This window comes from Streptomyces musisoli (assembly GCF_016741855.1).
Classification (GTDB): domain Bacteria; phylum Actinomycetota; class Actinomycetes; order Streptomycetales; family Streptomycetaceae; genus Streptomyces; species Streptomyces musisoli.
Genome location: NZ_JAERRH010000050.1, coordinates 1 through 13,444, shown reverse-complemented (window position 1 = coordinate 13,444; position 13,444 = coordinate 1). Strand labels below are relative to the sequence as shown.

Sequence of the window (13,444 nt, the reverse complement as noted above, 5' to 3'; positions counted from 1 at the left end):
GGCTCCGCGTACTGGGCCACCCGGCTCCGCGTACCGGCCCGTCCCCGGCTCCGCGTACTGAGCGACCGGGGCTCCGCGTACCGGCCCGTCCCGGGCGGGCAGGACCGCGAGCGGCGGCAGCCGCGACGACGTCACTCGTCTTTCCCCCTCGCCTGGCGTCGCCCCCTGTTCGGCGCCGCCCCGCCCGGCCGCGGGCGCCTCACCGGCAAGACGGCGGTTCACCCCGCGCGGGTAGCCGAGCCCTTCCGCCGCGTCGTCGACGAGGTGCGGACCGTGCGCCGGGCTTCGGCCGGCACGGAGCACGGTCGTCGACGGTTCCCTGGGCTGATCCTCTCCGGTGGCTGGCGTGGGCGCGGCCGTCAGGCCGTCGTGTGCGGCCGATCGTGCTCGGCGGACGGCCCGACCCGGTGGGCCTCGTCCTGGACGAGCAGAGACAGGAGCGAAGCCACCGTCAGGCCGAGACCGGCTTCGGCGGGATGACGCAGAATCCTCGTGGGATCGATCCGGTAGGTGTTGCCGCGCCCCTCCCGGGTGTGGGAGAGGTAGCCGTCCTGCTCCAGGTCGGCGATGATCTTCTGTACGGCGCGTTCGGTGAGGCGGCAGCGTGCCGCGATGTCGCGGATGCGCGCGGTCTGGTTGTCCGCGATGGCCGCGAGTACGCGGGCGTGATTCGTCAGGAACGTCCATCCGTTGTGTGACTCGGGCACCCCATCCATGCTCCAAAGTTTACTGACAAGACATGCATGCATCGAAAAACACGTACGGCGATTCGTGCATTGGTTGACGTATATCGGGTTCTCGGGGGAATGTGGAGGCAGACCTCGGCGAGCAGATGAGGGAGCGACCCATGCATGACCCTGCCCATCGGGCCGAACGGCGCCCCGCGTCGGGTCCGCTTCCCTCGGGCGCCGCGGACGGGCACGGGAAGCCGCTTGCGCCCGGCCAGGCGGTCACCTCCTACGCAGTCGGCGGGGACCGGATCCACGTGACGGTCCGCGGCGAGCTCGACCTCGAATCCGGCAACCTCCTCCGGGAGGACCTTCACCGGGCTCTCGCCGCCTCCTCCGGCGGACTCGACCTGGACCTGAGCCGTCTCGGCTTCTGCGACTGCGCCGGCCTGCATGTCCTCCTGGAGCTGCGACGGCGCGCCCTAAGTCAGGGCAAGACCGTCGTCATCCAGGCCGGCGGCCCCGCGATCGACAGGCTGCTCGGCCTCCTCGGCTGCCGAGAGCTGTTCGCCCCTGCGGGACCGCGCCGCCCGGAGCTGCGTCACTCCGCACCGGCCACCGCGCACGCCCCGAAGGCGGCAACCTTTCGGGGCGTCACGTCGGCACGGAACCGGACGAACCTCGCCGAACGCCGTCGCACTCCGCATACCTGAGCGATCCGCGTCGGTGACCGGCACTCTCGTCTGACGACGACACCGGCGACAGGTACACCGCCGGCCCCTCGGCACCGCCGCTCCCTCGGCACCGCCGGCCCTTCGACGCCGGCGGTCTGTCAGCGTCGGCGGTCCCGGTCGCCGGGCAGCGGGACGGCCCGCAGTGCGTGGGCCGCGGCGTCCAGGTCCGCGCCCGGTACGCCGTCGAAGACCTCGCCGTGGGCCGCCGCGTTGCCCAGGAGCGCGCGCTCTGCGAGACGGACCTCCTCGGGGGTGAGCCGGATGAACATGCTGTGCCCGTCGTCCGGGTCGGGGCTGCGGTCGGCCAGTTCCCGCGCGGCCAGCCGGTTGAGCGTGTTGGTGGTCCCGCCGGACGACAGCAGCACGGCGCGGCCGAGTTCCGGCGCGGGCCCCCACACCCCGCGCCCCGTCGCCGCGCTCGCCCGGGCCGGCCTGCTGGGCCCCGGCACCCTTTACGTGCACGGCAATTCACTGCCTGACGACGTACTGCGCCGGATCGCCGACTCCGGCGGCACCGCCTCGATCGCCCCCGCCGTCGAGGCCGCCATGGGCCACGGCGCGCCGATGACCGACCGGCTGCGGGCCGCCGGCGTGACCACCGGTCTCGGCGCCGACGTGGTGACCACCGTCGCGGGCGACATGTTCTCCCTGATGCGGGCCGCCCCGGCCACCGGCCACCTTTCCGCCGACCGCCACCGTCCTGCGCATGGCCACCCAGGACGGCGCCCCCGCCCACCTGCGCCACGCCTGACACCCCCGGCCCCCGTCCCGCGTCCGCCCCGGAAAACCGAAGCCCCGCGCCGTGCCGGACCGGCCGGACCGGCCACGCCGGCGCCGGAGCGGGCCCGCACGCGCTCCCCGGGTGCTTCCCGAGCCCCGTACCGGGCGCCCGGACGGTGTCGTTGACTTGGCTGGGCGCCGGCGCTCCGCCCCGACCACACCTGGGAGACGACATGAGAACAACTCGCCCGTGGGGCAAGGCCGTCGTCATCGGCGGCAGCTACGCGGGACTGGTGACCGCGCGCGTACTGGCCGACTTCTTCCACGAGGTCGTCCTCGTGGAACGGGACGCCGTCGACGAGGACACCGGTGTCCACCCCGGTGCCCCGCAGGGCTACCACGCGCACGCCCTGCTGGCCAAGGGCGGCCAGATCCTCGAGCGGCTGTTCCCCGGACTGCGTGAGGAGTTGCGCGAAGCAGGGGCACCGGTGTTCGACTACGGAGAGGGCATCGACTTCATGCTGCCCGTCGGGCTCGCGCCACGGCACCGTACCGGCGTCCGCATCCAGACCTTCACCCGCGACGAGCTGGAACGCCGCCTGCGCCGCAAAGTGCTCGCACTGCCCCAGGTCACGCTGATCCCGTCCACCCGGTGCACGGGACTGACCCACGACCCCTCCGGCCGGGTGAGCGGCGTCAGATGCCGGCCGCACGGCACACGGCCCGCGCAGGAGCCGTTCGAGGTGGCCGCCGACCTGGTCGTCGACGCCTCGGGACGCTCCAGCCCCCTGGCGGACTGGCTGCGCGCGACGGGCATCACCGTGCCGCCCACACGGACCGTGAAGGCAAAGGTCACCTACACGTCGATGAACTTCGACCGGCCCGACGAGGGGCACCCCGGCCACCCGGACTACTACATCGCCTACCAGATGCTCTTCGCTCCCAGCGTGCCCCGGGCCGGAGTCCTGCTCGCCGTGGAACGCAACCGGTGGACCTGCTCGCTCTTCGGATTCCAGGACCAGCCGCCGACCGACGACAAGGGCTACCTCGCCTTCGCCGAAACCCTGAACAACCCCCGCCTGGCCGAACAGATCGGCCGGCGCACCGTCCAGGAACCCACCCGCCGCTACACCAACGCCGACAACCAGTGGCGGCTCTACCACGCCGTCAAGAACTGGCCCGATCGCCTCATCGCCGTCGGCGACGCCCTCTGCGTCTTCAACCCCGTCTACGGCCAGGGCCTCACGGTGGCGGCGATGGAGGCCGAACTGCTCCAGCGCATGCTGCGCCCGCGCCGGGCGTCCGGGCGACTGGACGGCGTCGCCGGCGCCTTCCAGAAGAAACTGGGCCGCCTGCTGCTGAGCCCGTGGACGCTTGCCACCAACTCGGATCTGATGTGGACCCCGAAAGGCCGGCCCGCCACCGCGCGCTTCGCCCACTGGTACAACACCCGTCTGTTCGACGTGGCGGTGACGGACGCGAGCGTGTGGGCGAGGTTCGTGCGCGTGGTCAACATGGTGGCCTCACCGGCCGTGCTGTTCCACCCCCTGGTGGTCTGGAAGATCCTGACGGCCACCGTCCGGCGCACGTGAACCGGGCGAGCGTCAGAGGCACTTGGCGGCCCACAGCAGCAGCGCGTCACCGTTCGACGCGCCGCGGACGTCACGCAGGGAGTTCACCTCACGCGGCTCGGCCATGGGCGCAGGGCAGTGGGACAAGGAACCACCACAGGCATACGGTGACCCCTCACCGCTTCGGTGCCGAGCGGCGGCATCCGGTGGCCTCCCACCGCTTCGGTGTCGGCCGGCGACGTGTGGTGGCCTCTCACCATTTCCGTGCCGGGCGGCGACATGTGGTGACCTCCCACCGTTTCTGTGCCGGGCGGCGACATGTGGTGGCCTCTCACCGTTTCGGTGCCGGCCGCGTGGCCGGGCGGGAAACGGCTCAGGGTGCGGGGCCAGGCGGGAAACGGCTCAGGGGGCGGTGAACAGGGCGGGGAAGCGGGGGGCCAGCCACGGCCGGGGGCCCCAGGCGAGGATGCGCCCCTGGGCGATGGCACGCCAGGGATGCAGCCGGCCCAGCGCGATGAGCAGGAAGGCGACCGGGTCGAGCAGGATGGTGCAGTGCGCGCGCTGCTCCGGTGTTCCCGGACTCACCCGCACGGTGCCGTCGGCCACGCACACGCCGAACTCCTCGCCCCCGCGCAGCCGGATCCGGTATCGGGCCGTGAGGGCGGCCGTGGCCGCGGGGTCCGCGACCCGCGGCATGACCGCGAGCATGAACGGCAGGCACAGGCCCGCCCGTGCCGGGTCGACCATGTGCGGCCGCTTCAGGGCGCGAGCCAGGTCGTATCCATGGCCGAGCATGTGCGTGAGCAGGTACGACGCGAGAACGGACCGGTTCATCGGGCCCAGGGGAGTGGCCGGTGCCGCCCCGTCGCCCGCACGGCGCGACACAGCCTCCAGGAACGCCTCCGCCTGCTCCCTGATCATCGTCGCGAGAGGCTCCGCCCGGCGCTCCGTGAAGACGGCGAGGGACTGCGCGTTGGCCGCGGCCAGGCTCTGGGGCGTGCCGTCGCCGTAGGGCCGCTCCCGCCCGGCGGCCAGGTCGGCCATCAGCTCGTTGGCCAGGGCCAGGTGGGCGGCGGCCTCGCCGACGCTCCACTGCGACCCCGGCACGGCGAGCGCCGTGTCGCCCGCGCCGCGCACCAGCGCCGCGATCTCCTCGGCGGTGCCCCGGATAGCCTGCCCCAGCCCGTCGGGCAGGGCCCACGGGCTCTCCCGCCGTACCGTCGTGTCCACGCTGCCCGCTCCGCTCCCCGCCGCCCGGCACGCCCACCGTGCCTGCGGCGCTCGTACCCAACCAGACGCGGCCGCGCGCGGCAAGACACCGCGGCACGGTCCTCGACGCCGCCGGCCGGCTCATGCCCGCGGCGCCGCCCAGACACCCGCCGCCGGCCGGCTCATGCCCGCGGCGCCGTCCACGTACCCGCCGTCGGTCGGCGTGCTGGTGGCGGCGTCCGGGGACTCGGCACCGCCGCCGGTCAGCTCATGCTGGTGGCGCCGTCCAGGCACTCGCGGATGATGTCGGCGTGGCCGGCGTGCTGAGCGGTCTCGGCGATGATGTGCATCAGCACCCGGCGGGCCGACCACTGCGCGCCGGGCTCGAACCACGGTGCTTTCGGCAGCGGCCACCTGGCGTCCAGGTCGGGCAGGACGGCGACCAGCTCGTCGGTCCGGCGGGCCACCTCGGCGTAGTCGGCCAGCACACCGGCCAGCGTCTCGCCGGGCAGCAGCCGGAACTCGTCCGCCCGCCGGGCCAGGTCGGCCTCGGTCATGGCCGTGAAGTCCCCCATCGCCGAGGGCCCGTTCAGGATGAAGTCCACCCAGTTCCGCTCCACCGCGGTGACGTGCTTGATCAGGCCGCCCAGGCACAGCGCGCTGGCGGTGGTCCGCAGCCCGGCCTGCCGGTCGCTGAGGTCACGGGTGGTGAAGCGCAAAAAGTGCCGGTGCTTGGCCAGCATCTCCAGCAGGTCGGCGCGCTCACCGGTGACGGCCGGGGCCCCGGCCGGGCCGCGGTCGGTCAGCTCGTTGACGTTCATGGTCTTCCGCCTTCCGGTGTCTTCCGTTCGGACAGGGACCACACTAGAAACCAAAGAGGTCAGATCCTGTCCTCTTTGGGATGCCTCGGTGAGCCCGGCGCACAAAGGTGTGCGCGGCCCTTCGGCCGTGGGCCCGCCCCGCGCCGGCAGCGATCCGTCACGACGGCCGCCCGCCCAGCCCTTCAGGGACCGAAGCGGAAACCGCGCCGGCGCCGTGCCGTTCAGCCCGGGCCGGCCCGGGCTGTGCCCGTGGGCGGTTCCGGCAGCCAGTCGCGGGCGGGGTCGTACTCCAGCCACCGCAGCCGGCCGGCCCGCGCGGCGCACGCGGCGGCGAGCCCGTCCAGCCCCGGATGCCCTCCACCGGCCCGCCACAGCAGCGACCATGCGTACAGCGGTGTGGGTTCCACCAGCGGGACGGAGCGCAGCCCGGGGATGTCCGGCAGCGGCACGTCGGCGGGCAGCAGCGCGAAGCCCCGCGCGTCGCGGGCCACTTCGGCCAGGAAGTGGGCGAGGCCCAGGTTGACGCTCGTGGCCCGCTCGCGGATGCCGAACCGCTCGGCGAACCGGTGCAGGAAGTCCAGCCGGTCGAGCGCACCCGGCGCCCACAGCACACTGCCGCGCAGCCGCTCCGGCCGCAGCGCCGGCTCGGCCGCGAGCGGATGGCCCACGCTCAGGACGGCGTCCACCGGCTCCAGACGGACGAGGCGGTGGGCCAGCCCGGCGTGCAGCGGAGGGTGAACCCGGCCGAAGGCGGCGTCGATGTCACCGCTCAGCAGCGCCGCCGACACCGACGCCAGATCCCGTCCGTGACCCAGCGCCAGGTCCCCGGCCTCCTCGGCGACCTGGGCCAGCGTCCGCATCGGCGCATACAGGTGCCCCCAGACGTCCACCCGCAGCGGACGCCGCCCGCCGACCGCGGCCGCGACCGCGGCGTCGGCGGCGGCCAGGGCCTGCCGGGCCGGCAGGAGGAACCGCGCCCCGCCCTCCGCCAGACGCACCCCCCTGCCGTCGCGGTCGAACAGCGCGACGCCCAGCAGGAATTCCAGACGCGCGATCCTCTTGGACAGCACCTGCTGGGATACGCCGAGCGTCCCGGCCACCCGCCCGAAGTGCAGTTCCTCGGCCGCACGCACGAAGGCACGCACCTGCGCCAGGTCCAGATCCACGGCCCCCACCATAGGCGACAACCAACAGTTGTCGATCTCGCCCGGCCGTTGTTGGATCACCGGGCGGACCCGGCGGTTGCATGCTCGGTATGCGAAGACTGATTCCCACGGGGGACACGGCACGTCCGGTCGCCTTCGCCGAGACACCCCAGCCCGTCCCCGGACCCGACGAAGCCCTGATCAAGGTCGAGGCGTTCGCACCCAACCGCGGCGAGACCTTCCTCCTCGAACAGCCCCGGCCCGGCCTGCTGCCCGGCTAGGACATCGCCGGCCTCGTCGTACAGGCCGCGGCCGACGGCTCGGGCCCCACGGCCGGCACCCGCGTGGTCGGCCACCCCGCCCACGGCGGCTGGGCCGAATACGCCAGCGTGCCCACGCACTCGCTCGCCTCACTCCCCGACGGCATCGACCGCGTGACCGCGGCAGCCCTGCCACTGGCGGGGATCACGGCTCTGCGGCTGCTGCGCACGGCAGGATCCCTGGCCGGCCGGCGGGTGCTGCTGACCGGCGCCTCGGGCGGGGTGGGCCACTACACCACCGAACTGGCCGTCGCCGCCGGAGCCGAACTGACCGCGGTGACGGCCACACCGGCACGCGGCGAGCGCCTCGCACGGCTGGGCGCCCAGGTGGTCCACGAAGTCGCCGCGGCCCATGGACCGTTCGACGTCGTCCTGGAGTCCACGGGCGGCCCCCACCTTCCCCTCGCCCTGTCCAAGGTCCGCCCCGGCGGCACCCTCCTCTGGTTCGGACAGGCGAGCCGTACCCCGGTCACCCTCGACTTCTTCGACCTCCTGGGCGGGCCCGAACGCGCCAGGATCCAGCACTTCCACTACGCCGGCGCACCCTACGGGCCCGATCTCGCCACCCTGGTGCGCCTCGTGGACCGGGGCCGGCTGCACCCGGAGATCGGCCGCACCGCCGACTGGACCCACACCGCCCGCACACTGGTCGACCTGCGAGAGCGCCGGATCCGCGGCAAGGCCGTACTGACCACGGGAGAACCACGTTGAACGCCGCCGACTTCACCGCCGCCCAGTGGAGCCGCGCCACCGCGGCAGGCATCGACCCCCACGAATACCAGCGCGTCACCGACGGCCTCGCCGGCGCCGCCGACTGGGGACCCGCCATGCTCCGCACCGGCCACACCCACCTGGAACGCGCGCACAAGGCACACTCCTCCCGGTCCGCGGCCGGGCACCTGCTGACGGCGGCCCGCTGGTTCCACCTCGCCACCCTCGCCCACGACGGCCAGGCACAGCGCGCCGCCACCGAGGCGGACGACGCCCTCGGCCGCGCCCTGACCCTGCTGGAGCCCGGCGCACGGCGGGTGAGCGGCGAGGGATTCACCGGCTGGCTGCGCGGCCCCGCCGACGCCCCGGGCACCGTTCTCGTCGTCCCCGGCCTGGACTCGGCCAAGGAGGAGTTCCTCGACCTCGCCTCCGCGCTGCTGGCCAGGGGCCTGGCGGTGTTCGCGATGGACGGCCCCGGGCAGGGCGTACTCGCCGCCACCACCACACTCAGACCCGACTACGAGCGGGTCGTGGGCCGGGTCGTCGACGCACTCGGCGTCGCCCGCATCGGCGTGGTCGGCCTCAGCCTGGGCGGCTACTTCGCGGCCCGCACCGCCGCGCTGGAGCCGCGCGTGGCCGCGGTGGCGACCGTCAGCGGCCCCTTCCGCCTCGACTGGCGGCAACTGCCCGCACCGGTACGGCACATCATGGCCCGCCGTGCCGGCGGCCGGGACGCCGCCCGCGACTTCGCCCGCCAGGTGGACCTCACCGCCCTGGCCCCCCGCATCGCGGCCCCGCTGCTGGTCGTCGACGGAGGCCAGGACGTCATCCCCGGCGTGACCGACGGCGAGCCGCTGGCCCGCACGGCGCCCCGCGGCACGTACCTCGCCGTCCCGCACGGCGACCACCTCCTGGGCAACGCCCGCCCCGACTGGCTGCCCCGCCTGGCCGACCACATGACACACACCCTGACCGGAGCACCGGCATGAACCGCCTCGCGCTGCCCCAGAACGGCCCCGTCTCGCGGCCCGGTTCCGTCATGCCGGGCGGGCAACGGGGCGCCGCACGCCGGGCCGTGACCTGGACGGCGCCAAGCGCACGGACACCGCCCTCGTGAGCGCAGAAGAAAGGGCCGTCGCGGAGACGTAGCATCACGGCGGCCGTCGAGGAGACGAAGCGGCACGGCGGCCCTCGCGCAGCCGTACCAGCCGGCCGGCGTGGGCCGGCGTGGGCCGGCCGCACCCGGCGGGGCTTGGGGATCTGCCGTCAGCGCAGCCCAAACCCGCTCGCGCCGGTGCCCGTTGCCGAGCGAGACTGACGCGCGATGAGTACGGAAGCAGACTTTCGCACGGCAAGCGGCCGGGTGCGGGGCAAAGGGGCCGGCAACGGCGTCACCGCCGTGCTCGGCATCCCCTACGCGGCCGCACCCTTCGGCGCCCGCCGGTTTTGGGAGCCGCAGCCCGCGCCGGCCTGGGACGGGACCCGGGACTGCACGGCCTTCGGCCCCATCTCCCCCCAGTCGGCGCAACTGCCCAAAGCGCCCGTATGGCGCCCCGGCGACGAGGACATCCTCACCGTCAACGTGTGGGTGCCCGAGCGTGCGGACGGCGGCGCACTGCCGGTGCTCTTCTTCATCCACGGCGGTGCCTACACCTTCGGCTCCTCCGCCCAGCCCGACTTCGACGGGACGGCCCTGGCCCACGCCAAACTGGCCGTGGTCAGCTGCAACTACCGGGTGGGCTTCGAAGGCTTCGGCCACGTGTCCGGCCATCCCGGCAACCGCGGACTGCTGGACCAGATCGCCGCGCTGCGCTGGGTCCGGGACAACATCGCGGCCTTCGGCGGCGACCCCGGCAACGTCACCGTCGCCGGACACTCCTCCGGAGCAGGCTCGGTGGCCTGCCTGATGGCCATGGAGCAGGCACGGGGACTGTTCCGGCGGGCCATCGCCCACAGCGTGCCCAACGCCTTCTACACAGCCGAACTCGCAGCGGCGGTCACCGAGCGGATCGCGGGCGAGGCCGAAGTCGCCCCCACCCCGCAGGGACTGCTGTCCGTGCCGCCCGAGGCGCTGGTGGCCGCCTCCGACACGGTCACCGCGCACTGCCGGACGAACCCCGTGGCGGCGGTCCACGCCTTCGACCCGGTGATCTTCCAACCCGTCGTCGACGGCGAGGTGCTGCCCGCCGACCCGCTGCGCGCGCTCACCGCCGGGGCGGCGCGTGAGGTGGACCTGCTGGTGTGCCACACCCTCGAGGAATGCTGGTTCCTCCACACGGTGGGCGCCGTACGGGAGGTCACCACCGAAGCCGGACTGGCGGACTTCGCCGCGGCGTTGTCCCTCCCGGCCCACCTCGTCGACGGCTACCGTGCGGCGATGCCCGACGCGCCGGTCCTGGACCGCTACCTCGCGCTCCTCGGCGACGCGAAGTTCGGCGAGTACACCACCCGCCTCGCCGAGCACCACGCGCGGGCCGGCGGCCGGGCGTACCTGGCCCGCTTCGCCCGCAGGCGCAACGGGGCCCGGCCCTGGCACACCGCGGACATCCCCTTCGCCTTCGGCAACCTGGACGCCGCCGGCGCCGACTTCCTCATCGGCGGTGCCCCCGACGACCACGACCGCGCCCTGTCCCGCCGCATGCTCCGCTCCTGGGCCGGATTCGCCGCCACCGGCGACCCGGGCTGGCCGGCGGTCACCGCCGCCACCACACCGGTCAAGTCCTGGGCCGTCCCCGACGCTCCCCTGAGCGCCGACGACACGTCCACCGGGCTCCGCGCCCTGTGGCGCGACGTCCCGTTCGGCCTGCTGCGCCCCGGACAGCCGGCCAGGCACCGTCCGCGTGGACTTTCCGGCGCCGCGGGCCCGGCCTCCGCGCGGCCCTCCGCCAGGACTGACGTCATCACAGCCCCGGCCGTCTCTTGACGCCGTCCCGGCCCCGGCCGCCTCTTCGGCGGTGGCACGCACCGGGCGGCCGCGCACGTGAGCTGGCCCCGGCCCGCCCGGTCGGCCCCGGACCGCCCGGCGGGACGGCGTTTCGAACCGCCGTCCGGGCCCGCCTGATACCTAGGCTCGGTCCGTGGGACAGCCGGAGCAGCACGCCGAGGGCGCGGGACCGTTCGTCACCAGGCTGACGTGGCACCTTCCCGGCGGCGGCATGGCGGTGTGGGAGTCACGGATCGCCCGGCGGCGCGGAGCGCTCGACGTCCGTCCGCCCGGCGCGGCGCACAGCCGCCGGATCCATGCGGATGCCGTCGCCATCGGCCGGCTGCGCAGACTCAACGGCATCGCGGCGATCGCGTTCATCGTCGGCGGGGCCCTCTTCGCGGCCGGCGCCGGCGTCGCCCTGTTCGGTTCCGGCGATGCGACCGAGTGCGCGTCGATCTACTTCGCGGGCGGCCTGTTCTTCAACACCGGCGGCTATGTCTCGCTTCTCCAGGTCATCAACGCACCCCGCCACGACCCCGCCGGGGGAGGCCGGCTGGCCACCCACCGCTGGCGGTGGTGGAGCTACGAGCCGATGCGGTTGGACTGGCTCGGCACGTTCGTCCTCCTCCTGGGCACGCTCGTCTTCGCCGTCAACCTGCTGGACTCCTTCCTGCGGGGCCTGAGCGTCCAGCAGATCAACCGGCTGATCTGGGTGCCCGACGTGGCCGGCTGTGTGCTGTTCCTCGTCTCGGGGCACCTGGGCCTGGCCGAGATCTGCCACGGCCGGCCCTGCCTGCGTCCGCACAGCCTGGGCTGGTGGATCGTCGCCGTGAACCAGTTCGGCTCCGTCCTGTTCATGATCTCCGCGCTCGCCGCCTACACCCGCCCCGCCACCGGCAGCCTGCTCAGCGCCGACGTCGCCAACTGGGGCACACTCACCGGCGCCCTGTGCTTCTCGGCGGCCGGCGTCCTCCAGCTCCACGAGCACCCTTGAGTCCCGCGCCGCCGCAGCACAGCACCTCACCCGCCCAGCCCTGTTCGCCAAGCGCCGGCACGGCCCACGCATTCGCCCGCGACCGGCCCGAACCGGCGGGGTGGGCGGGCGCCATGCGAGGGGACGGGCCGGCGGACGGTGTCCCGCCCCTTCACCCGCAGCCGCCCCTAGGATGTCGGGTGCGCAAGTCCGCCGCCTGGCACGGAGGTTGTCCCCGCAGATGAAACTGGCCGCGATAACGCTCGACTGCCCTGATCCGCTCGCTCTGGCGGCTTTCTACCAGCGGGCCACCGGCCTCGAACCGCACCCGAAGTCGGACGCCGACTTCGCGGGCCTCAACGGTGAGCACGGACTGTTCATCGGTTTCCAACGGGTCGACGACCACCGGGCCCCGAGCTGGCCCGGCCAGATCGTCCCCCAGCAGCTGCACATCTGCTTCACGGTCGAGGAGGACCTGGACGAAGCCGAGGCCCGGCTGCTGGAACTGGGCGCGGGCAAGCCGGACCACCAGCCGCACGGGGACAGGGCGCGGGTCCTCACGGATCCGGCCGGCCATCCCTTCTGCATCAGCCCGCGCTGACCGCCGGGTCGCGAGCCCCTCGCCCGCGCTGCCGGCCCGGACCGGGACCCCCGGCCCCACTGCTCCACGACCACCGGCTGTACCTGCGCCGGGCCGGAGCGGACCTACGCGGTGGTCGTGCTGTCGCCGCAGGACGCGGCGCGCGTCGTCAGGCGCCGGTGTGCTCCCAGCAGGTCGACGTCCCAGTACCGGTCCTCGTAGCCGAGGCCGAGCGCCACGACCTTCGAGTTCATGAGGGCCTTGTGGAACTCGTTGGCGGGGTCGGGGTCGGTGGCCATGTCCGCGAAGTACCCGTCGTGGTCGTACCCGTAGAACATGAACTCGTAGACGAAGGACGAGAAGATGCCCGCGTCGCTCAGCCGCGCGCGCAGGTCCCTGCCGTCGCTTCCCACGGACGTGAGCTTGTTCTGCCCGGACATGTCCTTCGCGTGCGCGCGGGCGACGTCGCCAGCCGTCTGCGAGATCAGCAGCGCGGGCAGCCCGTGGCCGGCCCGGTCCTCGTTGATCTCGCAGACGATGCGGTCGACGTCCGGGTAGTAACCCGCCACGGACGTCACCGCCGCCCGTTGCGGCTGCGGCGCTGCACCCGAGGCCGCGTTGGAGGGCCCCGGAGCCAGCAGCCCGAGAATCCCGGCCGCCGCGATGGCAACCGCCGGCCTCACCACATGTCCCATGTCCAGTCTCCTCCACAGCACGCCCCCCGATCGGGGACGACGTGCCCACTGTCGCGGCCACCCCCACCCCGCGGGCGACCACGACATGCCCCGATCCCCCACACGGACGCGGCTCCGCGCCGCTCGCACGGCCTGTGGGCCGGATGCCGCGTGCGGATGCGTGCCGCGTCCGCCTCGTCACAAGATCCTGACCGGATGTCTTGAGCGCAAGCCCCGTCCTTTAGAGCGGGGTTAGCTCATCCTCGTGCCGGAGCCGCGAAGCGGCGGAGTTCGCTGCGTTGTCAGTGGCCCGCGCTAGCGTGATCACATCAGTTGGGGGGTGTTTCTATGCTGTCGGGTCGCAGGTACCGGCTTGAGCTGACGGCCGTGCA

At 73.7% G+C, this 13,444-nt stretch carries 12 protein-coding genes and 1 pseudogene; 7 read left to right on the top strand and 6 right to left on the bottom strand.

The annotated features are described in order from the left end of the window. Positions 1-359 precede the first annotated feature (359 nt). Positions 360-716: a helix-turn-helix transcriptional regulator gene (locus JK361_RS39935; protein ID WP_201828022.1), complete on the bottom strand. Its 357-nt coding sequence runs from the start codon at positions 714-716 to the stop codon at positions 360-362. A 131-nt stretch (positions 717-847) separates the two neighbouring features. Here JK361_RS39935 and JK361_RS39930 point away from each other — a divergent pair, with 131 nt between their 5' ends. Next, positions 848-1,381, top strand: a complete 534-nt coding sequence (locus JK361_RS39930) for an STAS domain-containing protein (RefSeq protein ID WP_201828019.1) — start codon at positions 848-850, stop codon at positions 1,379-1,381. A 119-nt stretch (positions 1,382-1,500) separates the two neighbouring features. Here the strand turns inward: JK361_RS39930 and JK361_RS39925 are convergent, their stop codons facing one another. Next, positions 1,501-1,800 carry a helix-turn-helix domain-containing protein gene (locus JK361_RS39925; protein WP_201828016.1) on the bottom strand — a complete coding sequence of 100 codons (300 nt, stop codon included), beginning with the start codon at positions 1,798-1,800 and terminating at the stop codon, positions 1,501-1,503. Positions 1,801-2,355: 555 nt separating this feature from the next. On the opposite strand from JK361_RS39925, the gene JK361_RS39920 reads away from it, so the two are divergent. Then, entirely contained in the window at positions 2,356-3,714 is a 1,359-nt protein-coding gene (locus JK361_RS39920) for an FAD-dependent oxidoreductase (RefSeq protein ID WP_201828013.1), read from the top strand. A gap of 381 nt (positions 3,715-4,095) precedes the next feature. Here JK361_RS39920 and JK361_RS39915 read toward each other — a convergent pair whose 3' ends face one another. The 3 genes from JK361_RS39915 to JK361_RS39905 all read right to left on the bottom strand — a co-directional run bounded on the left by JK361_RS39915 (position 4,096) and on the right by JK361_RS39905 (position 6,889). Further along, positions 4,096-4,923 (bottom strand): maleylpyruvate isomerase family mycothiol-dependent enzyme, encoded by an 828-nt coding sequence (locus JK361_RS39915; protein WP_201828010.1) that lies wholly within the window; start codon positions 4,921-4,923, stop codon positions 4,096-4,098. A 242-nt stretch (positions 4,924-5,165) separates the two neighbouring features. Continuing rightward, positions 5,166-5,723, bottom strand: coding sequence for a DinB family protein (locus JK361_RS39910; RefSeq protein ID WP_201828007.1), 558 nt, complete (start codon positions 5,721-5,723; stop codon positions 5,166-5,168). A gap of 221 nt (positions 5,724-5,944) precedes the next feature. Continuing rightward, complete coding sequence (locus JK361_RS39905) at positions 5,945-6,889, bottom strand: LysR family transcriptional regulator (RefSeq protein WP_201828004.1); 945 nt, start codon at positions 6,887-6,889, stop codon at positions 5,945-5,947. An 89-nt stretch (positions 6,890-6,978) separates the two neighbouring features. Between JK361_RS39905 and JK361_RS39900 the strand changes: the two are divergent. From JK361_RS39900 to JK361_RS39880, 5 genes and pseudogenes are all read left to right on the top strand, one after another. Further along, a pseudogene (locus JK361_RS39900) lies at positions 6,979-7,899 on the top strand (zinc-binding dehydrogenase). Further along, positions 7,896-8,888 carry an alpha/beta hydrolase family protein gene (locus JK361_RS39895; protein WP_201828001.1) on the top strand — a complete coding sequence of 331 codons (993 nt, stop codon included), beginning with the start codon at positions 7,896-7,898 and terminating at the stop codon, positions 8,886-8,888. Before JK361_RS39900 ends, JK361_RS39895 begins: the two are co-directional and overlap by 4 nt. Before the next feature lie 335 nt (positions 8,889-9,223). Continuing rightward, entirely contained in the window at positions 9,224-10,822 is a 1,599-nt protein-coding gene (locus JK361_RS39890) for a carboxylesterase/lipase family protein (RefSeq protein WP_201827998.1), read from the top strand. 154 nt (positions 10,823-10,976) lie between these two features. Continuing rightward, positions 10,977-11,819: a hypothetical protein gene (locus JK361_RS39885; protein WP_201827995.1), complete on the top strand. Its 843-nt coding sequence runs from the start codon at positions 10,977-10,979 to the stop codon at positions 11,817-11,819. A gap of 208 nt (positions 11,820-12,027) precedes the next feature. Next, positions 12,028-12,399 (top strand): VOC family protein, encoded by a 372-nt coding sequence (locus tag JK361_RS39880; protein ID WP_201827993.1) that lies wholly within the window; start codon positions 12,028-12,030, stop codon positions 12,397-12,399. Positions 12,400-12,503: 104 nt separating this feature from the next. Here the strand turns inward: JK361_RS39880 and JK361_RS39875 are convergent, their stop codons facing one another. Beyond that, positions 12,504-13,073: a CAP domain-containing protein gene (locus tag JK361_RS39875; protein WP_201827990.1), complete on the bottom strand. Its 570-nt coding sequence runs from the start codon at positions 13,071-13,073 to the stop codon at positions 12,504-12,506. Between the last annotated feature and the right edge of the window lie 371 nt (positions 13,074-13,444).

Bases quoted from the DNA above. Each gene is read 5' to 3' on its own strand.
- JK361_RS39935 (WP_201828022.1), bottom strand. From the start codon at position 716: ATGGATGGGGTGCCCGAGTCACACAACGGATGGACGTTCCTGACGAAT.
- JK361_RS39930 (WP_201828019.1), top strand. From the start codon at position 848: ATGCATGACCCTGCCCATCGGGCCGAACGGCGCCCCGCGTCGGGTCCG.
- JK361_RS39920 (WP_201828013.1), top strand. From the start codon at position 2,356: ATGAGAACAACTCGCCCGTGGGGCAAGGCCGTCGTCATCGGCGGCAGC.
- JK361_RS39910 (WP_201828007.1), bottom strand. From the start codon at position 5,723: ATGAACGTCAACGAGCTGACCGACCGCGGCCCGGCCGGGGCCCCGGCC.
- JK361_RS39890 (WP_201827998.1), top strand. From the start codon at position 9,224: ATGAGTACGGAAGCAGACTTTCGCACGGCAAGCGGCCGGGTGCGGGGC.
- JK361_RS39875 (WP_201827990.1), bottom strand. From the start codon at position 13,073: ATGGGACATGTGGTGAGGCCGGCGGTTGCCATCGCGGCGGCCGGGATT.